The organism is Candidatus Krumholzibacteriia bacterium (assembly GCA_029865265.1).
Taxonomy (GTDB): domain Bacteria; phylum Krumholzibacteriota; class Krumholzibacteriia; order WVZY01; family JAKEHA01; genus JAKEHA01.
Genome location: JAOUHG010000038.1, coordinates 1 through 21,091, shown reverse-complemented (window position 1 = coordinate 21,091; position 21,091 = coordinate 1). Strand labels below are relative to the sequence as shown.

Below are 21,091 nucleotides of genomic sequence, written 5' to 3'. Positions count from 1 at the left end.
GTTGTCGGTTTCGCGACATTCGGCCTACTTGGTGACGACCATCTTCCGCGATTGAACCGCGCCTGCGTGCGCCAGGCGCGCGAGGTATACACCCGATCCCACCGTTGCTCCAGCGTCGTTTCTGCCGTCCCACACCGCCGAGTGAGTCCCCGGTTGATACTCCGCATTTACCAGCGTGCGCACGCGCGCGCCTGAGACGTTGTATATCGTGATCGTCACCCGGCCCGCAGAGGGAATCGTGAATGGGATTGTCGTTGATGGGTTGAACGGATTGGGGACATTCGGACCCAGTTCGAGTTTGAGTGGCTGTGGCGTATTTCCCACGACCGTAACGGTCGTGGAACTGGTGGGCTCGCTCTCGTTGCCCGCGATGTCGAAGGACGTCACCCGATACTGGACATCGCCTCCGTCGTATGAAGGATCGTCCCACGTGGTCTGCGTGGTCGTTTGCACCAGCGTTACTGGTGACGGCGTGAAGCCCGGTGTTGATCCGCGGTACACCCGAAACCCCGCCCAGTCGTTCGCCGCAACCGCATCCCACACCAGGCGGTTCCCGGAGCCCGTGTTGTAGCTCACCGCGAAGCTCGTCGGCGTGGGCGGCGCGAGGTTGTCCTTGGAGTAGCCGCTGTCCACCGGGGAGTCGTAGTACCCGGTGGGCGTGAGGGCCGACACGAAGAACGCGGACCAGCATTCGCCGGCGGTGATGGTGGAGTCGCACAGCGTGGGGACGACGGCCTGGTAGACGTTGTCCCAGCGATTGGGGATGGTGGTGACGTAGTCCCAGCCTGGGAGGGCAGCAAGCTCGCGTCCGCTGGACGGGATGGCCGCGGGCGAGGCGGCGTAAGCGTCCTGCCGGCGATAGATGGCGTAGCCGTTCACTGCGCCGCCGATCGAGTCCTCGTTGGACCGGTACCAGGTCAGGCGCACCTGTCGCCCCTGATCGTTCCCGACGTCGTTGACGCCGATGATGCCGGGCTTGTCGTCGTAGCACCCAAGCCCAAAGGCACCCATGTTGCCACACGGGGCGTCCAGGCAGGGAGAAAGGGAGGAAAGCCGGAAGTCCCCGCCAGGTGCATCGCAAAAAAGCGGATCAACAGAAATATTGCCGTTCTGCCCGAGTTGCGGCGCGATGCCACCGGCCCAGGCGTCCTCGACTGGATCCCAGATGTTGGTGCACTCGATCAATAGTCCCGGCCCGCCTTCTACCACCGTTCCACATTCCACCATTGTGCCGCACGGATTACCTGCGATCGTACAATTGCTGATCGAGCCAGATGACGCCCAAATGGTTGCACCCTGAGGCGGATACAGGGGCCTCTGTGGTGCAAAATTTCCGGAAAATGTGCATTTCGTTGCGGTCAGAGTTGTTGCGAATAGCGCCCCGCCTTGCGCAGGCCCGTTAGCGCCACCAGCCTCGTTACGATCAAATACACAATCTGTCAGTGAAATTACCCCGCCGCCAATGGCACCCCCGCTGAAGTAAGCAATGTTGAATGAAAAAAGGCACTCATCGAATGTGCCTGATCCAAATACGGCCCCACCGTCACCGTCATGGGCGTAATTCCACTCGAAGACGCAGTGTTCGAAGATAGCTGCTCCGCCCATGACACCGCCGGCCCCTGGAGCGCTATTGTTGCGAATCTCACAGTCTACAAAGCGTGGGTTGGAACTGCCTTCGATGAAGACGCCGCCGCCGTTCTCAACTGCGTAGCAGCCGGATATCTTGGAACGGATAATCAACGGAGAACCGGTGATGTGGAGCCCACCCCCACTCTGATCAGTGAAGCCATCATTGAGATGTAGACCTTCGATTACGGTACTGCTGTCACCCGAGCAGGTAATTATTCCCTCACATTCAGGTATTCCGGGCTGCCCGATAATCGTCACGCAATCGTGAGTGCCAGTTTCACTCCGAAGCACAACACCTGCTGGCAATACGAGCCCCCTTTCATAGTACGTTCCGCATGCGACCTCGACTGTGTCGCCGGCGACTGCGGCGGCGAGGCCGGCCGCGATGGTCGGGTACTGGCCCGGGACATGAAGTGTGGTGGCGAAAGCCGGCGTGGATATACCAAGAACAAGCACGGCGAGAAGGGGACGACTGGGGCGAAGCATCGTTGATCCTCCAGAGGGTGGCGGCCTGGGGATTGTACCACAGGGCGCGTGGGCACGTGCCTTGCTGCCCACGAGGCATGACGACCGAACTCCTCTCGGAAATTGTTGCCGGTGAGACGGATGGCCGCTCTCTCGCAACCGGCCTCAGCCTGCTGGAAGTCCTCAAGCTCCGTGGCTTCGATCCTTCCGTCCCCGGGCGGCTCGTTCGCCACCAGCACGACCAGTACCCGGTCGACGACCTCCTGCGTCACGGGTGGCTCGATCTCTACCAGCGGTATCAAACGCGCCCGGTGTTTCACAAGTGCCGCCAGATCGTCTCTTTCTGCGGCCTATCCGGATCACGTGCGTCGTTTCATGGCGTGTATCGCGTTCACGGCGTCCATCCAGCCGCCGAGGGCGAGGTGCTCCCAGGCTGCCCATGGTCCGCGGAGTGGCGGAAGATCGCGAACCACTATTATGATCTCGAACGCGATCCGCGCTTCGATGAGTTTCGCGATCGTCTGATCATCGACTGGGGGAAGTCGACGCGCGCATGGGTCCAAAGGCTCGCCCAGCCAAAACGCGTCCTTGAGATCCTCGCACCCGGGCGCAAGCTGCCGCCATTCGAGGACTACCTTGAGTTCAGCCTCACCTACGCGCAACTCAAGGACCTCTTCGCGCATGAGGAGGCGCACCGCGAATGGCGTGCGCGCCTGTCCGCCGTGGGGGGTATCTACCTGATTCTCGCGGAGACGACGGGCGACCTCTACGTGGGGAGTGCCTCGGGCGAGAACGGGATCTGGGGCCGGTGGCGGGAGTACGCCAGGACCGGGCATGGTGGCAATGTGCTGCTCAAGGAGCTGATCGGGCGCGATTACGATTACCCCGAGCGCTTTCGCTATTCCGTACTGCAGATTCTCCCCAAGACCATCGCGCGCGATGAGATCATCAAACGCGAGGCGGTCTACAAGAACAAGCTCGGGTCCCGGGCGACGGGGCTGAACCTGAACTAGCCCTTCGGGTCGGGTCGTCTTTATATTGACTCCCGCTGTGGGAGTACGCACTGTTTTCACAAGCGTTCGTGCGTTGGTGCTATCCTCCTGCCGGCCGCACTGGGACTTCATGACAGCCCGCGCCACACGATACCCGGCACAGCTCGCGGTGCTCCTTCCCGCGACGGTCGCTGCCGTCCTTGCAACCGGCTGCGCGAGCGTTCCAACGACGGTCGATCCCGCCGACTACCGCAAGATTGGCAACAAGACCGTTCGCGTTCAAACCGTGCAGGACGAGAAGTTCGAGGCAATCGGCGTGTGGTGCAGTGATTCCACCATGATTCTCGACCGTGCGCTCTATCCCGGCTACGACAGGCACGAGTATCCCCGGACAATCCAGCTTAAGGACGTGCAGTCCGTGGCGACGCTCCAGCAAGAGAGCCTCATCTACATCGAGTCGGGTGTGGAGATGGGGGTGAACTACGGTGTGGAGTCCACGTACTTCGCGAAGACCATCATGGCCACGGAGATCGGGTATCTCTCGGGCGAGCGCCCCAGCCGGCCACGTCCGACCTTCGGGTTTGGCGCCACGTTCTACTTCATGGGCTCATTTGAAGACTTGGCACAATCACCCTTGATCTCGCCGATTTGTCCGACGATCGCACTCCTGCCGATAGCCTCGGCTACCAGATCCATTTCGTGGATGGAACCCTCCCCCAGGGACTCGAACTTCCCCAGGGAACGTACCTCATGATCACGGACTACTCCGTACGGGAAGAAAGAGGGAGGTGGAGCCGGTGAGCGACCGGCGATACGCTGGGGCCGATCTTTACATCGACTCCCACTGTGGGAGTACGCACTTTTTTCACAAGCGCTGTTTGTCCGCGCAATCCCGGGGCTGGACGGCCCGCTGCCAACGGCGTTAGCCTTCTCCTTGATGCCGACCCGCTGGCTTCGCATTCTGTTCGCGCTCGCCGTTGTGTGGGCCGTGATTCCGTTCCCGCTTGGCTTCGCCGATTGGATCGTGGAGCGCTTTGCGCCCGAAGGACATCCCCTCCACCACATTCTGGAACTCGCGCTCGGGCCCGCCATCGTGGCCGCCGCCGCCGTTCTCGTTGCCGCGCTCGTCCGGCGCTTCGCCCACAGTTTCCTGCGCCTGCCCGACAGCGTGACCCTGCGATCGCTGCTCTACCATGTCCTCGCCTTCCTGCCGGTGGCATGCATGGTCTGGTTCGTGGTGTTCAGCATCATCAGCATCATCATCGAGCCGCCCCCCTGGAAGTCCGACAACGTGCAGTACGTGCCCATCATCTTCTTCCTCGCCACCTCCGGCCCGTTGATGCTCACCCCGCTGGGCGCCGTGGTGACGGCGTGGTGGTGGTTGCGCCGCCGGGCGGTGCGTGCGTCCAATTGACCCCGCCTCCCGTTCGCGCTACCCTATAGGTCCTGTATCCAAAGAGGCTTCCAACGGAGGGTTGTCTTTGGATCGCCAGTCCAGGCTCGTGCGCTGGTACAAGAACGCCGCGCTGCTGCTGCTGAATGTTCTCGTCTTCCTCGTTGTCGCCAACGTCGCGCTCTACGTGTTGTTCCGCGTCAAGGACGCGCGGACCGAGCGCCGTGCCGCCCAGGAGATAACGCGCATCCACGAGAGCAGCTCGCTGCGCACGGTCTACCCGGGCATGGACGCCGAGGCCATCAGCCAGCTCATCCACGAGACCTGGTCGCGCCCCTACGCCTACGAACCCTTCACCCAGTTCAAGGAGCGCCCTTTCCACGGCCGCTTCGTGAACGTGAGCGAGGACGGGTTCCGCGTCTCAAAGGACCAGGGCCCTTGGCCGCCCGACCCGGACAATTACAATATCTTCCTGTTCGGCGGCTCCACCACGTTTGGTTACGGCGTCCCCGACGACCAGACCGTGGCGTCGTACCTGCAGGCGTATCTGCGCGGCGCCACATCCGCGCCGGTGTGCGTGTACAACTTCGGCCGCAGCAGCTACGTGCTGGAGCAGGAGCGTGTGCTGCTGGAAGAGCTGCTGCTGGCGGGGCACGTTCCCGACCTGGCGCTGTTCATCGACGGGCTCAACGAGTTCGCCTTTCCGTTCGGACCCGCGGAGACAAAGCGGCTGGAGGCGGTGTTCGATTCCAAACCCGATGCGCTCGACCGCTGGGGCTGGATCGAGAGCCTGCCCATGACGCGGCTCGCGCACTACAGCCGGCGCGTGGTGGTGTCCGCCGCGTCCCACCGGCGCCGCTCCGACCCGCGCAACACCGAACCCACCGCCGCCTTCGACGACGGCAAGTACCACGACCCCGAAATCATTGCCGGCGTGATCGAGCGCTATCTCGCCAACAAGAAGCTCACCGAGGCGGTGGTGCGCGAGTACGGCACCCACGCCGTGTTCGTGTGGCAGCCCATTCCGCTCTACAAGTACGACCTGCACCATCATCTGTTTGCCACCAGCGACTTCGGCTCCAACTTCTTTGCGCGCTACGGCTACCGCTACATGGCGGACCGCACCGACGATGCCGCTGCGGCCGGAAACTTCCTGTGGTGCGCGGACATGCAGGAATCGCTGGCGGAACCGCTCTACGTCGACAAGGTCCACTACACGGCGCGTATGAGTGCCCTGGTGGCGTCGACCATCAGCGGCGAGCTGGTGGCGCGCGGCCTGCTGGAGCCCCGCGGAGAAACCGCCCTCCCGGCGCGGTAACCGTCCCTTCTCAATCGACGTCTTTCTCTTGTCTCGCGTCCGGTATGCGTTCTAGAGTGGGGTCATGAGCGACGACCTGCGCCAGGTAATCGAGGAACTGCGCACGGAGCAGAAGGAGATCGTGGAGACGCTCCGGTTCCTGCGCTCGGAGGCGGAGCACGCGCATGCCATCCGCGAGGAGGCCATCGCGCTGCAGCGCACCGCCAACCAGCGGGTGCGTCGCATTGGAACCTTCGCCTTCTTCGGGATCCTGGCGTGCGTGTTTCTCATTGTGTACCTGGTGACCAAGTACCGGATTCTCTTCTGAAGCCGCAGTCGCCCATCGTGGTCCGGGGTGAGCGATGAACGTAATCCAACTCGAGCCCGACGACACCGAAACGGTGGTGGATGTGCTGTGCGATGCCTTCCACGACTATCCCGTCATGCGCTACGTGCTGGGTGACACGCCGCACTACGACCGGCACCTGAGAACACTGGTCGGCTTCTTCGCGGCGGCGCGTTCGTTGCGCAACGAGCCCATGCTGGCCGCCGAGGACGAGGGGCAGGTGGTGGGGGTTGCCATCATGACACTGCCCGGCGAGCGCCCGAGCCCCGCCGCCCTCGACGCGCGTCGCGAGGCGACGTGGGGCGAGATCGGCCCGGCGGCGCGGACACGCTACGAGGCCCACGGTGCCGCCACGCGCCCGTTCACCGTCGATCGTCCCCACCACCATCTCAACATGATCGGTGTGTGCCGCTCGCATGCCGGCAGGGGGGTGGCGCGCGTCCTCATGGACGCGGTGCACGAACTGGCCGCTGCGGATCCATCGTCATGCGGGGTCACGCTGAGCACGGAAGACGAGCAGAACGTGCGGCTCTACGAACACTTCGGCTATCAGCTGATTGGCCATGCGCGGGTGGCCGACGCGTTCGACACCTGGGTATTCTTTCGTCCGCGCCAACAGCAGAAGGGGTAACAATGAACAAGGTGGTTGCGCGATTCGTCGATGGGCAGATCCTCAAGGGGTTCACCAACGACTTCAATCCCGGGAAGGACCAGTTTCACGTCAGGCCCGAGGGCACATCGCTGGACACGGCGCCGCTGCGCATCCGGCGCGAAGACCTGAAGGCGCTCTTCTTCGTGAAGGACTTCGCCGGCAACCCGCAGCACGAGGAGAAGAAGGACTTCGACCCCGCGCAGAAGGCAACGGGCCGCAAGATTCGCGTGGTCTTCAAGGACGGCGAAGTCCTCATCGGAACCACGGTAGGCTACCAGCGCGACCGCCCCGGGTTCTTCCTCGAATCCGTGGACGACGAGTCCAACATTGCGCGCTGCTTCGTGGTGACCGGCGCCACCCGCGAAATCGCCTTCGTGTGACCCGGTCCACGCCCGCTATTTGAGTAGCACGATCTTCCGCGCGACCTCTCCGTCCGCCGTCTGCAGCCGCGCAAAGTACACACCACTCGCGCCCGTGGCGGTATAGGAAACCGAATAGCGCCCCGCCTCCCGGTGCTCACCTGCAATCAGTGTGGCGACGCGCCGCCCGCTCACGTCGAACACCTCCAGCGAAACCAGCCCGGCCCGAGCGACCTCGTACTCAATTGTGGTTACCGGGTTGAACGGATTCGGGTGCACCGAAAGTGCCGCGTTGTACCCATCCGCCGGTGTGTCGCCGACCGCGGTGAGAATCTCGTCGCAGGCCAGGCAGCCCGTTCGCTGCGCGTCGTAGCCGTACATGGGCCAGTGGTTGCGCGGGTTGGTTGTCGGCGGTTCGCCGACGTCGTACACCGACAGGAAGTCCACCCCCAGCACCACCAGCTCGTTGCGCCCGTCGTTGTCGATGTCGCCGCTCGCAAATGTCTCCTCCACCGGCCCGGGGAGGTTGCGCGGCCAGCCGTCCGGCACCATCCCGAGATTGCGCCAGCTCTGACCTGTGCCATTGACCCCGTCGGTGGTCCCGATGTTGACGTTGGAGACGAAGATGTTCACCGGAGAAAGTATGGGCGGCATGAACAGGAAGGAACTTCCCGAAGCCAGCGGGTAGCCGGACTGCTCCACGCCGGTGGAGTAGCGCACGTGCACATTGCCACCGGCCTCCGCAAACACCAGCTCCGGCTCCTGCGTGCCGAGGATGTTCCCGAACGCGGCCGAGGTCAGCGCGACTCCGGGCGATACCGTGATCGGCCAGGCCGTTGAGAAACTCGGCCCGGCCTTGTGGAACAGGTACATCTTCCCGTCGGAAGTGGGCGCGGCGATCTCCAGGATGCCGTCCAGGTCGATGTCGGCCATCGTGGGGGCGTCGCTGAACGTTACGCCCGTAAACTGTTGCCCGGAGAAGTTCGGGCTGTTGAGGCTGTGGTAGTAGACGTTCGGACCGGCGAGCGACACGATGTCGGTGACGCCGTCGTTGTCCGCGTCGCCGATGGCGGCCGGACGCGAATAGACACCGAAGGGAATCTCCGCCGGGACCCAGGCGGGCGCGACGTTGGTTCCGCTGTTGTCCAGGATGGCAACGGTCCGGTTGCTGAGCGCCACCACGTAGCGCGTGCTGGGCGGGCCGAGGGTGCCGATGCTGACGTAGACGCCGGTCCCCGTCCCCAGATCCACCGGCCAGCCGGGGAGCAGGGCGCCGGTTGCATCAAACGCGTACACCTCTCCCGAACCGTTTCCGGCCACGACGACAGGATCCCCATTGCCAACCAGATCGCCCACCGCCACCGGTGCGTCGAACGGTATCGCACCGATGTTCACCGGCCAGCCCGGAACCGCTGTGCCGTCGTGGTTGACCACGTGGACGTCGCCGGAGAGGGCGGCGAAGACGATCTCCTTTTCAGGGTCTCCATCCACCTCGGCCACCGCGGGCGGGGTTTGCCCGCCGCCCTGCACGGCAATCGGGAAGCCGATGTCGGTGTTGGGATAGCCGAAGTCGCGGCGCCACTCGGCGTCGAAGCGCAGGTACGTGTTGGTGGCATCATAGGAAAACCACACGGCCGCAATGCGGTTGCCGCGGGATGGGTCGGTGACAATCGCGGTCTCCGTCCCAAGGAAATCGGTGGTGCTGATGGACAACTCCTGCGGTGCGGCCAGCGCGGCCGGGCTCCCGGTGACCGATCGCGACAGCTTGTATCTCTCGTCCGTGAGACCACCGAATGTGTACCCGCCAATCACGAGCTCGCTGCCGGGAAACGCCACGTGGCGCCCGTGGCAATATTCGTAACCGGTCGGTACGTCGTTGGCGGGTGGCCACGTGACGCCCGCGTCCGTCGAGTAGCGGCACCAGTTTGAGCCGCCGCGGTTGAAGAGAAGCAGGACATTGTCGTTGGTGCGCGACGCTGCCACCGAGTCGAGATAATTTTCGGTGCCGTTGTCGACCGCGTCAATCGTAAGTAACGGATCCCAGGTAGTCCCGTAATCGACGGTGCGACGGTAGAACTCGCCCGCGTCGAGCGTGCCGTCGCGCGTCATGGATGCGTGAACGTAGCCGCTGTACCCGGTGGTTATCGACGCGGTCAGAAATCCCCAGCTTCCGTCCGAGGTGTCGGCAATCTTGGTTTCGGGCTCAAACGTTACACCCAGGTCGTAGGAGACTGAGAACCACACATCGCGACCGTTGCCGTCATCGGCAACCGCAACCAGGTAGATGTAGTAGTTCGAGAACCCCCAGGCATCGGTATCGAACGCCACACCGGAAGTGACATTGATGGCGGGGTCTTCGATGGCGGTCACAACGCTCCATACCGGCGTGTCGGTATTCAAGTCGGCGCGCGCCACGCGCGCGTCAGTAGTCGACCCGTTCCAGTCGAGATAGGCGATCAATGCCTGGTCCGCGTCGCCCTGGGCGACGGTGAAGTCGCGGAGTCTCGCATTGAAGCCCGGCGCGAAGGAACTCCACAGCGTCCAGGTGTCGCCACCGTCCAGACTGCGGTAGATGTCCATCTGGCCGGGGGACCAGGTCGAAAGCGCCGCGGCGAAGAGCCGCCCGTCGCTGGTGACCTGCAGCCAGATCCCCCAGGAGACCACGGGCGTCGGGAAGCTTGCGATCAGCACATCGTCGCCGCCCAGTGCGGAGGCCATCCCGGGGTGATCGTTGATGGTCTGCAGGCTGTTCGGGGTGCGCTCGCCGGGCGCCGGCGGCGTCCAGCGTTCGAGCCGGCCGGCGGGCGGTGCCGGTGGCGCGCTGACCGGCGCCGGTCGCGGCGTGCCATCGATGAGGATGGCGTTCGTCGGTGCCGTCGTCGCCGGGCGCGGCCGGGAATCGTGATGCCGCTTCTGCGCGGCTGTTTCGGCAGAGGAAAGGAGAAGCAGCGATATGGCAACTGCTGCGGCCACCCATCCACCCCGGAATGTGGCGCGGTCCATGGGGAACCTCCGTGGGAGCGGCCCGGCCAGGGCCGTGAAACTGGGTCTGGCAATTGACGGAATTATTGTACCATGGGTAATACCGCCCGGGACCGCCGAAGTTGGCGTCCCGACAGGCTGGAGAGGGGATGCAGGAAGGAAACCGCATTGCGCTCATCACCGGAGGCAACCGCGGCCTCGGCCTGGAGACCGCGCGGCAGCTTGCCCAGCGCGGGCTGCGCATAATCGTCACCAGCCGCCGGGAGGCGGAGGGGTACGCGGCGGCGCAGGAACTGATTGCCGAGGGGCTCACCTGCGAGTTCAGACCCCTGGACGTCGCTAGCGACGCAAGCGTCGGGACGCTTCGGGCCAGTCTCGAAGCGGACCGCCTCACCATCGACATTCTCGTCAACAACGCCGGTGTGGCGCTGCGCGGCTTCAACGCCGACGTCGTGCGCCGTACCCTCGCGGTAAACTACTTTGGTGCCGCGCGCGTGACCGACGCGCTGCTGCCCTTGATGCCCGATGGCGGGACCGTCGTCATGGTGTCCAGCGCGCTGGGAGAGATTTCCAACTACCGCGCCGAACTCAAGAAGCGCCTGCTCGACCCGGCGCTGGCGCGTGGTGAGATCGACGCGCTGATGCGCTCCTTAACAAATTACGTCGAGCACGGCGTGCACGCGGAGGCGGGGTGGCCCGCGTCGGCCTACAACGCCTCCAAGGCGGGCCTGAACGCGCTCACCCGCGTCTACGCCCGCGACCTGGCGCCGCGCCGCATCCGCGTGAACGCGGTGTGCCCGGGCTGGGTGCGCACCGACATGGGCGGGCGCAGCGCCACCCGCGGCGTGGAGGAGGGCGCCGCGTCTATTGTATGGGGGGCGCTGCTCGACGCCACTACCACCGGTGGCTTCTTTCGCGACGGCGAGGCGATTCCCTGGTGACGTTTTTTGAATTCCGGATCGAATTCCAGTATACTCGGGCCGTCTCTCCCCTGATGTGATGCGGGGCAGTGCTTACGCCGGAGGTCGCTTGTGCCGGTTACGTATCGCATGGACAACAACATCGCGGAGATGGCGCTCGTCGGTGAGACCGATCCAGACGACGTCATCCAGACCTTTCACCACCTGCTCAATGATCCCGCATGTGCGCCCAGGTTCGGCCTGCTGGTGGACGTGAGAGGGTCTTCCACACTCGCAACCCGCACCACCGAGGACATCATTCGTGTGGCCTCCCACCTGGGCCCGCACAGCGAGCGTGTGGCCCGTTGCGCGGTTCTTGCCACCGAGGACGTCCATTTCGGCCTCAGCCGGCTGGGTGCCGTCTACAGCGAGGCCGCGGGCGTGATGACGAATGTCTTCCGCGATCGTGACGCCGCACTGGCGTGGCTGCGCGCCGCTGCTACCCCCTGAGGATTCTGCGTCGGAGGCTCCGATGACGGATTCAAACCTCGAGGCCCAGATTCGCGCAGCGACGGTGTACGAGGAGTTCTTCGTCCCGGCGCTGTTTTCCCAGTGGACCCACCTGCTGGCGAAGGTCACCGCGGTACGCGGCGGGAGCCGGGTGCTGGACGTGGGCTGCGGAACGGGAATCTTTGCCCGCGACGCGGCCAGGCTGGTGGGCAGCACCGGTTTCGTGGCTGGCGTCGATCCCAACCCCGGCATGCTCACGGTGGCGTTGCGCGTTGCGCCCGAGCTGGAATGGCGGGAAGGTGTGGCGGCGGCGCTGCCGTACGACGATGGCGTGTTCGACGTGGTCGCGTCACAGTTCGGATTGATGTTCTTCGACGATCGCATTGCGGCACTTCGCGATATGAAGCGCGTGCTCGCGCCGGGTGGTCGCCTGGGTGTGGCGGTGTGGGATGCACTCGACAATATCCCCGCGTACTCGATACTGGTGGCGTTGATCCAGCACCTGGTGGGGAAACGGGCCGCGGATGCCCTGCGGCAACCGTTCGTACTGGGAAATCCGGAGGCGGTGCGGGACCTGTTCGAGCGTGCCGGCATGACCGACCCCACGGTGGAGACATACACGGGTGTTGCACGCTACCCGAGCATTCGTTCGTGGGTGCTCACCGACGTGAAGGGTTGGTTTCCGCTGGTCGACGTCGTGCTCGACAAGTCGGAATATGATACGCTCGCCACCGAGGCCGAGCGTGCGCTGGGTCTGTTCACAACCTCCGGCAAGATGGTGGAGTTTCCCATCTCCGTGCATATGGTGTCCGCAAGCAAGTGAGTGTGTATGAAACCTGGCTATGTGGCCGCGTGTGGCATTCTGCTCCTTCCCGCCCTGGCTGCTTTCTCAGTGTTCGCCGCCGAAACCGAGTCCCCGATTGGCGTGGAAAACGTCGCGCCGGGGGTCTACGCCGTCATCAGCCGGGATCCGCTGGGACTCGCCAATCATTCCAATGCGGTATTCATCGTGAACGACGAGGACGTCGTCGTGGTGGACACGCAATTCACACTCAAGCGCACCCGCACCGTGCTCGCCGCGTTGCGAAACATCACCGACAAGCCGGTCAGCGTGGTGATCAACACGCACTGGCACGACGACCACACCTTCGGCAACCAGGTATACCGCAATGCGTTTCCCGGCGCGGAGATCATCGCGCAAACGTTCACGCGTGAGGACATGGCCACAATCGGTGTGGAGAATCGCGAGCGGCAGGTTGAAGGCGGACCCGGGGCCATTGCGATGTTCCGCGACGCGATCAACAAGGGAACCAGCCTGGATGGTACGCCGATGAGTGACGGGGAGCGCGCGGCGTACCAGAGTACCATCGCCATCGCGGAGGAATACCTGGGCGAGATGCCCGCGTTTTCGCTGACCCTGCCGGAGAAGACCTTCGACGACGTCATCACCCTCACGCGTGGCGCACGCGTCATCGAGATCCGCCACTTCGGTTCCGGGATTACCCGTGGCGACGCGGTGGTCTTTCTTCCCAGGGAGAGCGTGCTTGTGGCGGGCGATCTGGTGGACAACCCGCTGCCGTTCGCCTACGGGTGCGACGTTTCCGGCTGGATCGATGCCCTGGCCAGAATCCGCATGATGGATGCCGATGTCATCGTGCCCGGGCACGGCGCGGTGATGCGCAACGACCTGCAGGTTGTGATGCTTGAAGAGGCGCTGACGTCGATCAGGCAGCAGGCCACGGACGCGGTGGCGCGCGGCGAGACGCTGGAGCAGGCGCGTGCCGGCGCAAAAATGGACGATTTCAGCGGGGCGATGGCCGGCGGCAGCAAGATGAAACGCTTCCTGTTCGAGGAGTACTTCCTGGGGCCCGCGATGACCAGCGCGTACAACGCGGCGTCGTCACGGTAATGCTCGACCCCCGCATTGCACCGGGCGAGGCTGGTTGCGAGATCGAGCCCACCGGATGCCGGCGGCCGCGGTCATGATTCCCTGGGCGCTTGACGACCGCGCCATCTGCGCGCTGCTCATGGCCGCCTGCGCCCTGCTCCTGGGCCGCTGGCCCCGCGCACGGGCGGCATGGACCATTCTGATCGTCGTGGGAATGGCGAATGCGCTGGTCCTCAACCTGCTGCCACAGAACGTCGTCACCATCAACTTCGCGCACCACTACCTGGGCGCGAAGTATCCCGTTCCGTACCCGGGCCTCTATCGCGCCGTGCATGCCGCGCTGGACCGGCCGCAGTTCGACATGCGCGACCTCGATCACCCTCCCGGCCGGTGGCGCGACGATCCACGCCAACAGCGCGCGTATCTCATCGATATGATGCGCGCGCGCGGCGTCGCCTTCAATACGCTGGCGCCGGCGGATTCGCTGCTGGCGCGGGCCCGCGCGTCGGGTGCCATCCACGTCGAAGCGGACAGCATCCTGCACGCATATCTGCCGGACGACCGCGTGCAGGACTTCCGGCGCGACGTTCGCGCCGTGGTGTCGCGCATTCACGGGCGCGATCTCACCGACGACTACGGGTTCAATGGTTCTCCCTTCTACGCGCTCGTAAGGCAAGCCGATCCCACGCTGCACATGCCGTTCTCGCCGGTCGCGGCCGTGCTGAACCTGCTCTGGCAGACACTCGCGGTGTTTGCGCTGGCGTGGCTCGTCGGTGGAGCGCTGGCACTGGACACCACCGGACGGATGGCCGTCGCGGCGTTGTTGCTGGCATCGTGGGATGTGGTGGGCTGGCTGCTGCCGGGGCTCGTTTTTGCGGGTGTGTGGATACCACTGGCGGTTTCTCTCCACGCAATGCGGCGTGGACGCCAGGCGCTGGCGGGTGGCGCGCTGGCCTGGGCGTCGCTCATCAAACTGTTTCCCGCGATCCTGCTGCTGCTGCCGCTGTCGCAGCGGCGCTGGCGAATGCTGGCCGCATTTGCGGGTGCGGCGGCGGCGCTCGGCGCCGCGTCCGTACTGGCGCAGCGCTCGTGGATTGAGTTCGTGCGCAAGGTGGTGATCCAATTCGAAGCCGGCGGCTACCTGCTCAACAGCGTGAGCCTGAACCAGGGGCTCTTCGCCCTGGGAATACGCCAATCGTGGTTGCCGGGCGTGATGCCGTTTGCCGTGCTGGCGGTCATCGTGGTCCTGGTGTGGCGCGACCGCGACTGCGCCATGAAAGTCTGGCCGCGGCGCTCGCTGGTGATCCTGTCCATGCTCGCGTGGGTCAGCCGCACCTGGTTCAACTACTACGCCATCGCCCCCCTGCTGCTGTTGCCGCTGGTGGGGCGTACACGCCCGCGGGGCGCGGCGCTGGCGGCGGTCGCGCTGGCGCTGTCGTTCCTGCTGCCGGAGTTCGACCACCCGCTCATCCTGGCGCACCCGGTGCTGCACCTGCTCAAGCTTGCGCCTTACATCGTCATTCCGGTGTGGCTGCTGGGCCTCGAATTCCGGGGCGCGCGCGTGCCGCGGCGCGCGGTGGCCACGGCGGCCGTTATCCTGGGCCTGCTGGTTGCGGCGGAAGCGGCCCGTGCCGCGTTCGCGAGGCACATCGCCGCGCGCGGGGAGGCGCGTCTCGACCGGGGCGACGGTGCACGCGCGTTGGTGGATTTCGACTGGCAGATCCGCCTGGCGCCGCGCGACGGCGTGGCGAGGATGAACCGTGGCATTGCGCTCGCACTGGCGGGGCGCGAAGAGGAATCGGGGGAGAGCTTTGCGCGCGCCGTGGCCCTCGATCCGGAGTCGATAGAGGCCCACCGCAACTACGCGCGCTGGCTGCGCCGCGAGGGACGCCTGGACGAGGCCGTCGCGCAGCTCGAGGCCGCCGTGGCGGCCGCGCCCTGGGACGACGGCGTGCGCGTGGACCTGGCACGCGTGCTGGTGCAGCAGGGCAGGGGTCCCGAAGCAACCGTGCAGTTCATCCGCGCGCTCGAGCTGGCGCCAGGCAACCGCGAGGCCCACGAGGGATTGATGCGGTCGGCGACGCCGGAACGCTGACCCGCAACCGCAACGCGCCGGCATCCGTAGTTCCCACCACGCCATCCCGTCGGCGCAAGGAGACACTCGTGAAAAAGGCATACCTGTGGATACTGGGTGGCGTCGTCCTGTTGTGCGCCACGTCCCCGCGCGCCGGAGAGGTTTCCGGCAAGACCTACGACATCGTGAAGCTGGCCGATGGCGTGTTCGGTTTCGTGTGGGCCGAGCCGCTGCGCGATCCCATCGAGGGCAACGCGCTCTTCATCATCAACGAGAGCGACGTGGTGGTGGTGGACACCGGCATACTCCCCGTGAGCGCACGCGCCATGGTGGCGGAGCTGGAGAAGCTCACCGACAGGCCGGTGCGTTACGTGGTCAACACGCACTGGCACGACGACCACGTCAACGGCAACCAGGTCTACCAGGACCGGTGGCCCGGGGTGGAGTTCATCGCGCACCGCAATACCCGCACGGATGTGATCGAACAGGTGATCGACGTGCGCGAATCGATCCTGGCGGACATGGGACCGGTGCTGGAGAAGTACCAGCGCTGGGCCGACACCGGCCTGGACGACGAGGGCGAACCGCTCGCGGAGAAGCGCCGCAACCGCGCGCGGGAGATCGCCGATCTGTACCGCCTCTGCATACCGGAGTTCGAGACGTTGCGCCCGGTGCCGCCCACGCTCACCTTCGACGACTCGCTGGTGATCCACCGCGGCGCGCGCAGGATCGTCATCTCGTGCCTCGGGCTCGGCAACACGCGCGGCGACGCCGTGGTCATTCTGCCCCGGGAACGCATTGCCGCCACCGGAGACCTCATGGTGTATCCCATCCCGTTCGGCATCGGTTCGTACTATAAGGAGTGGATCGAGACGCTCGCACGGGTCGACTCGCTCGGCGTGGACACGATGTTCTTCGGCCACGGGCCGCCGCAGCACGACCGTGCATTCCTGCACGAGGTGCAGGATCTGCTGCGCGCGCTGGTGCTGGCGGTGGAGGAAGCGGTGGCCGGCGGCGCGACGCTGGAGGAAACCCAGACGCGCGTGACGCTCGCCGACTGGAAGGAGCGTCTTGCCCGGGGTGACGAGGGAAGGGCGCGGGCGTTCGATGCCTTCTTTGTGCAGCCGGCGGTGGAACGGGCGTGGCGCCAGGCGCGCGGCGAGCCCGACGAAGTGGAACGGCTGGAGTAGGCGGCCGCCTGCGGGCCTTCAGGACGCAGTTGACTTGATCGCGCCCTGGCGCGGGTGTACCATGTGGCACGCACCACTGAGCGAGGTGAAGCTGTGGGCGGTGTGGGGAGGCAACTCGATCAGCAATCCGGTGGTCTACTGACCGGCTTGTCCCGGATGGCGTAGCATCCCGATGGCGCTCAGGTCCGCCTGGAACTGTTCACTCAAGCGGCCGCAGACAAGGTCGCACAGCTGGAAGATCGACGGATCCACGATCTTGTAGTAGGCGAGCAAACCCTCTTTTCGCCGCTGCACCAGACCCGCCTTCAGCAGAATCTGCAGGTGCTTGGAGACGTTGGCCTGGCTCGCGCCCGAGGCCTCGACCAGCGCTCCCACCGACATTTCGGCGTCCCCCAGCAGATGCAGGAGCTGGAGCCGGAGGGGGTCACCGAGCACCCGGAAGCGCTCGGCTATCAGTGCAAGGCTTTTATTTTCCAATGGCTTAGAATTTTTCACCGCTCACCTCGAATATCGTGGCTTGACACCTGGTGTGAATCAGTATATAACTAATCAAGCATATAAACTACCAGTCGTCAAGCAATTCATAATATGCACCGATCCCGGCGGATGACAAGGCCCGCCGCATCAATAAGGAGAAAAACATGGAAGCCCGTCCCAGTTCGAACGCCGCCCCCTGTGCCACCATCTCCTGGTCCGAGCGCATGGTTCGACGGCTCGCCGGTGTGTTCATTATCGCGTCATTGCTGCTCGCGTGGAAGGTGAGCCCGTGGTGGCTCGCGCTGAACGCGTTCGTGGGCGTCAACCTGTTCCAGTCCAGTCTCACCGGCTTCTGCCCGCCGGAGATCCTGTTCCGCCGCATGGAAGCGCGCCGCAACGCAAAGACCGCGGCCACGGCCAACTGATCGCATACATCAATCAGAACGAAAGAGAGAGTCCCTGCCATGAAGCGAATATTCCCGGGGTTCCCCATCCGACACCCCAAGCTGGTGCTCACCATCATCGGGTTGATCACGGTGGTGGCGGCGTTGCAGTTGCCCAGGATCCAGATCGACACAGATCCGGAGAACATGCTGCCGGCGGACGAGCCGGTGCGTGTGATCCACAAGAACGTCGAGGCCGCGTTCAACTTGAATGACTTCCTGGTGCTGGGCGTGGTGGTTGATGAAGGGACCGTCTTCACGCCGGCCATCCTGCAACGCGTCCAGAAGATCACCGACGCGGTGCGCGACATGGACGGCGTCATTGCCGACGACATCCTCGCCCCCAGCGAGGTCGACGATATCCTGCCCGACGAGGGCGGCGGTATTCGCGTGCAGACGCTCATGGAGAGCGTTCCCGACAACGACGAGGACGCGCGGCAGATCCTGGTTCAGATCAGAGAGAACCCCATCCTGCGCGGCAAGCTCGCCTCCGACGACGGCAAGGCCATCGCCCTGTTCATCCCGCTGGAGAGCAAGGACGTCGCCATGGAGGTGGGGGAGCAGATCCAGTCCGTCATCGAGCAGGACCGCGGTGACGAGCAGTACTACCTGGCGGGGCTGCCGGTGGCGCAGGACACCTTTGGCGCGGCGATGTTCCAGCAGATGGCGGTGTCGGCGCCCATGGCCTTCCTGCTCATCTTCCTGCTGATGCTGTTCTTCTTCCGGCGCTGGAAGGTGGTGCTGGCGCCGATGATCCTCTCCATGATCACCGTGATATGGACCATGGGGCTGCTCATCGGGATGGGCTTCACCGTGCACATCATGAGCTCGATGATTCCCATCTTCCTGATACCGATTGCGGTGCTCAACAGCATCCACATTCTCAGCTCCGTACACGCCAACTACCACCAGAAGGCCGGCATGGAGGAGACGCTGTACCACTCCATGCGCGAGCTGTTCCTGCCCATGCTGTTCACCTCGCTCACCACCGTGGTGGGGTTTGCATCGCTCATCATGACGCCCATCCCGCCGGTGCAGGTGTTCGGCGCCTTCGTGGCCTTCGGCGTGTTCGTGGCCTGGTTGCTCTCGCTGCTGTTCATCCCGGCCTACGCCATGCTGATGCCGCCCTCCGTGCTGGAGAAGTTCGGAACCACCCACGAGGGCGAGGCCGCCCCGGAGACGTACCTGCACAAGATCCGTCACTTCGCGGTGCGCCGTCGCGCGCTGGTGGTGACCACGCTGAGCATCGTCATGGTCATCGCGGGCTACGGTGTCACCCGCATCGTGGTCAACGACAACCCGGTGAACTGGTTCAAGCCCGGCAGCCCGCTGCGCGTGGCCGACCAGGTGATGAACGAGCACCTGCCGGGCACGTACATCGCCTACGTCGAGCTGGCCGGCAGCGAAGACCAGGCCTTCCTGGAACCGGAGTGGATGGGTTGGGCGGAGCGGCTGCAGAACGAGATCGGCCGGCAGGACAACGTGGGTGCCGCCAGCTCGGTGGTGGACGTGCTCAAGAAGGTGCAGTACGAACTGCTCAACCGGGAACCGGGCAGCGCCACCCTCGCGGACTCGCGCGAGAAGATCGCGCAGTACCTGTTCCTGTATGAAATGAGCGGTGGCTCGCCCGACGACCTGTTCAAGTTCATCACCCCGGGCCAGGATCGCATCAACATCTGGGTGCAGATGCGCAAGGGCGACAACCAGCAGGTGCGCGCGGTGGTGGACGGCGTCAACGCCTGGATCGCGCAGAATCCGCCGCCCGCCGGACTCGAGGTGCAGTGGGCCGGGCTGAGCTACATCAACGTCAAATGGCAGCAGCTCATGGTGAGCGGCATGGGCAAGGCGCTGGCGGGGTCGTGGGTGGTGGTGCTCATCATGATGGTCATCCTGTTCCGCAGCCTGCGCATGGGTCTCCTGGCCATGGTTCCGCTGACCGCCACCATCGTCATTACCTACGGCTGGGTGGGGCTCACCGGCCGCAACTACGACATGCCCATCGCGGTGCTCAGCAGCCTTTCGCTGGGGCTGTCGGTGGACTTCGCCATCCACTTCCTGCAGCGCACGCGCGACATCCACCGGCACCACAACGGCAACTTCAACGCCACCATGAACACGTTCTTCCACGAGCCGGCGCAGGCGCTGGCGCGCAACATCGTGGTGATCGCGCTGGGCTTCGTGCCCATGTTCTTCGCCACACTGGTGCCCTATGTGACCGTGGGCGCGTTCTTCTTCGCCATCATGCTGATCAGCGGTGGAGCCACCTTCCTGATCATGCCGGCGGTGCTCTCATATTTCCCCGCGCGCGTGATCTCGGGCTACCGGCATCACCCCGCGGGCACGGGTTCACTCAACGAGGCGGCTGCGGCCGCGAGGAGGTAATCGTCATCATGAAGAAACTCATTCTCCCGGTATTGCTCGTGGCCGCGCTGGCGGCCTGGTGGCCCGCGCCGCTGCGCGCGCAGGCTCCCGACGCCGAGGCGCTCATGAAGGAAGCGCACCTCAACATGTACTACGCGGGCGACGACGGTTCGGCGCGGGTCAAGATGACCATCACCGACAAGAACGGCAAGACGCGCGAACGCGACTTCACCATTTTGCGCAAGGACTTTGCCGAGGGCGGCGAGCAGCGCTACTACGTGTACTTCTACGAGCCCAACGACGTGCGGCGCACCACCTTCATGGCGTGGAAGAACCCCGACGGCGACGACGCGCGTTGGATTTACGTGCCCTCGCTGGATCTGGTGAAGCCGCTCTCCGCCAACGACAAGAAGAGCAGCTTCGTGGGCAGCGACTTCGCCTACGAGGACGTGTCCGGGCGCCACTGGAGCGACGACTCGCACACGTTCCTGCGCGAGGAGGAGAAGGGCGGCTACCAGACGTGGGCGATCGAGAGCACGCCGAAGAGCGGCGACTACTTTGCCAAGAAGACCACCTGGATCGACAAAGATGTCAGGCTGGTGGTGCGCGAGGAGTACTTTGACAACAAGGGTGAGCTGCTGAAGGTGTTCGAAGTGCTCAAAATCGAAACCGTCGACGGGTTTGCGACCGCCCTGGAGCGCCGCATGACCACGCCGCGCAAGAACAACAACACGCTCATCGTCTTCGACAGCATCGATTACAACCAGGGGATCTCCGCGGACATCTTCAGCGAGCGGTATCTAAAGAGCCCGCCGCGCGAGTACATCGCCCAGTAGGCGCACACATCAATCAGGAAGGCATCATCATCATGCACAGACATTGGATTCTGGTGACGGTGGCGGCGCTTCTGATCGGGGTTGCAGTGCCGGCGGCCGCCCAGTTCGAGCTGCACGGGTTCATGGAAGCTGCGGGCGGGGTGCGCCTGCAGCAGGTGGGCCCGCCGCCCGCATCGTGGGGCAGCCCCGGCGTGCTGCCGCCGGTGTGGAGCGGGGGACAGGACTACACGCTGCGCGAGGCGCGCCTGCAGCTCAAGAGCGACTTCTACGGCAGCAACGCCGAGGCGCACTTCGTGGC

The 21,091-nt window shown here is 64.6% G+C and carries 20 protein-coding genes; 17 read left to right on the top strand and 3 right to left on the bottom strand.

Translation table 11 applies throughout. From position 1 onward, the window contains the following. Nucleotides 1–24: 24 nt before the first annotated feature. On the bottom strand, nucleotides 25–1,185 hold the full coding sequence (locus tag OEX18_13450; GenBank protein MDH4338272.1) for a T9SS type A sorting domain-containing protein: 1,161 nt from the start codon (nucleotides 1,183–1,185) through the stop codon (nucleotides 25–27). A 1,007-nt stretch (nucleotides 1,186–2,192) separates the two neighbouring features. Here OEX18_13450 and OEX18_13445 point away from each other — a divergent pair. The 7 genes from OEX18_13445 to OEX18_13415 all read left to right on the top strand — a co-directional run bounded on the left by OEX18_13445 (nucleotide 2,193) and on the right by OEX18_13415 (nucleotide 7,154). Further along, a complete protein-coding gene (locus tag OEX18_13445) occupies nucleotides 2,193–3,107 on the top strand; it encodes a GIY-YIG nuclease family protein (protein MDH4338271.1) in 915 nt (304 codons plus the stop codon). A gap of 109 nt (nucleotides 3,108–3,216) precedes the next feature. After that, nucleotides 3,217–3,840 carry a hypothetical protein gene (locus OEX18_13440; protein ID MDH4338270.1) on the top strand — a complete coding sequence of 208 codons (624 nt, stop codon included), beginning with the start codon at nucleotides 3,217–3,219 and terminating at the stop codon, nucleotides 3,838–3,840. A 183-nt stretch (nucleotides 3,841–4,023) separates the two neighbouring features. After that, the gene (locus tag OEX18_13435) at nucleotides 4,024–4,500 is read left to right on the top strand and encodes a hypothetical protein (GenBank protein ID MDH4338269.1); all 477 of its coding nucleotides are present in this window, start codon (nucleotides 4,024–4,026) and stop codon (nucleotides 4,498–4,500) included. Nucleotides 4,501–4,567: 67 nt separating this feature from the next. Beyond that, complete coding sequence (locus OEX18_13430) at nucleotides 4,568–5,797, top strand: hypothetical protein (protein MDH4338268.1); 1,230 nt, start codon at nucleotides 4,568–4,570, stop codon at nucleotides 5,795–5,797. Nucleotides 5,798–5,861: 64 nt separating this feature from the next. Beyond that, nucleotides 5,862–6,104: a hypothetical protein gene (locus tag OEX18_13425; GenBank protein MDH4338267.1), complete on the top strand. Its 243-nt coding sequence runs from the start codon at nucleotides 5,862–5,864 to the stop codon at nucleotides 6,102–6,104. Between the two features lie 34 nt (nucleotides 6,105–6,138). Next, nucleotides 6,139–6,753 (top strand): GNAT family N-acetyltransferase, encoded by a 615-nt coding sequence (locus OEX18_13420; protein MDH4338266.1) that lies wholly within the window; start codon nucleotides 6,139–6,141, stop codon nucleotides 6,751–6,753. Nucleotides 6,754–6,755: 2 nt separating this feature from the next. Next, nucleotides 6,756–7,154 carry a hypothetical protein gene (locus OEX18_13415; GenBank protein ID MDH4338265.1) on the top strand — a complete coding sequence of 133 codons (399 nt, stop codon included), beginning with the start codon at nucleotides 6,756–6,758 and terminating at the stop codon, nucleotides 7,152–7,154. A 15-nt stretch (nucleotides 7,155–7,169) separates the two neighbouring features. Here the strand turns inward: OEX18_13415 and OEX18_13410 are convergent, their stop codons facing one another. Then, nucleotides 7,170–10,136, bottom strand: coding sequence for a T9SS type A sorting domain-containing protein (locus OEX18_13410; GenBank protein MDH4338264.1), 2,967 nt, complete (start codon nucleotides 10,134–10,136; stop codon nucleotides 7,170–7,172). A gap of 128 nt (nucleotides 10,137–10,264) precedes the next feature. Between OEX18_13410 and OEX18_13405 the strand changes: the two genes are divergently transcribed. The 6 genes from OEX18_13405 to OEX18_13380 all read left to right on the top strand — a co-directional run bounded on the left by OEX18_13405 (nucleotide 10,265) and on the right by OEX18_13380 (nucleotide 16,676). Continuing rightward, the gene (locus tag OEX18_13405; protein ID MDH4338263.1) at nucleotides 10,265–11,056 is read left to right on the top strand and encodes an SDR family NAD(P)-dependent oxidoreductase; all 792 of its coding nucleotides are present in this window, start codon (nucleotides 10,265–10,267) and stop codon (nucleotides 11,054–11,056) included. A gap of 90 nt (nucleotides 11,057–11,146) precedes the next feature. After that, nucleotides 11,147–11,524, top strand: a complete 378-nt coding sequence (locus OEX18_13400) for an STAS/SEC14 domain-containing protein (protein ID MDH4338262.1) — start codon at nucleotides 11,147–11,149, stop codon at nucleotides 11,522–11,524. A 22-nt stretch (nucleotides 11,525–11,546) separates the two neighbouring features. Continuing rightward, nucleotides 11,547–12,347 carry a methyltransferase domain-containing protein gene (locus tag OEX18_13395; GenBank protein ID MDH4338261.1) on the top strand — a complete coding sequence of 267 codons (801 nt, stop codon included), beginning with the start codon at nucleotides 11,547–11,549 and terminating at the stop codon, nucleotides 12,345–12,347. A 6-nt stretch (nucleotides 12,348–12,353) separates the two neighbouring features. Beyond that, the gene (locus OEX18_13390; GenBank protein ID MDH4338260.1) at nucleotides 12,354–13,433 is read left to right on the top strand and encodes an MBL fold metallo-hydrolase; all 1,080 of its coding nucleotides are present in this window, start codon (nucleotides 12,354–12,356) and stop codon (nucleotides 13,431–13,433) included. A 73-nt stretch (nucleotides 13,434–13,506) separates the two neighbouring features. Next, complete coding sequence (locus tag OEX18_13385) at nucleotides 13,507–15,507, top strand: tetratricopeptide repeat protein (protein MDH4338259.1); 2,001 nt, start codon at nucleotides 13,507–13,509, stop codon at nucleotides 15,505–15,507. Nucleotides 15,508–15,575: 68 nt separating this feature from the next. Further along, entirely contained in the window at nucleotides 15,576–16,676 is a 1,101-nt protein-coding gene (locus tag OEX18_13380) for an MBL fold metallo-hydrolase (protein ID MDH4338258.1), read from the top strand. 135 nt (nucleotides 16,677–16,811) lie between these two features. On the opposite strand, the gene OEX18_13375 is transcribed toward OEX18_13380, so the two are convergent. After that, on the bottom strand, nucleotides 16,812–17,171 hold the full coding sequence (locus tag OEX18_13375; protein MDH4338257.1) for a metalloregulator ArsR/SmtB family transcription factor: 360 nt from the start codon (nucleotides 17,169–17,171) through the stop codon (nucleotides 16,812–16,814). 146 nt (nucleotides 17,172–17,317) lie between these two features. Here OEX18_13375 and OEX18_13370 point away from each other — a divergent pair, with 146 nt between their 5' ends. From OEX18_13370 to OEX18_13355, 4 genes are all read left to right on the top strand, one after another. Further along, nucleotides 17,318–17,578: a DUF2892 domain-containing protein gene (locus tag OEX18_13370; GenBank protein ID MDH4338256.1), complete on the top strand. Its 261-nt coding sequence runs from the start codon at nucleotides 17,318–17,320 to the stop codon at nucleotides 17,576–17,578. Nucleotides 17,579–17,617: 39 nt separating this feature from the next. Beyond that, nucleotides 17,618–19,978 carry an MMPL family transporter gene (locus OEX18_13365; protein ID MDH4338255.1) on the top strand — a complete coding sequence of 787 codons (2,361 nt, stop codon included), beginning with the start codon at nucleotides 17,618–17,620 and terminating at the stop codon, nucleotides 19,976–19,978. An 8-nt stretch (nucleotides 19,979–19,986) separates the two neighbouring features. Next, entirely contained in the window at nucleotides 19,987–20,793 is an 807-nt protein-coding gene (locus tag OEX18_13360; protein MDH4338254.1) for an outer membrane lipoprotein-sorting protein, read from the top strand. A gap of 32 nt (nucleotides 20,794–20,825) precedes the next feature. Then, nucleotides 20,826–21,091, top strand: a 266-nt coding sequence (locus tag OEX18_13355; GenBank protein MDH4338253.1) for a hypothetical protein, incomplete at its 3' end; no start/stop codon positions are given.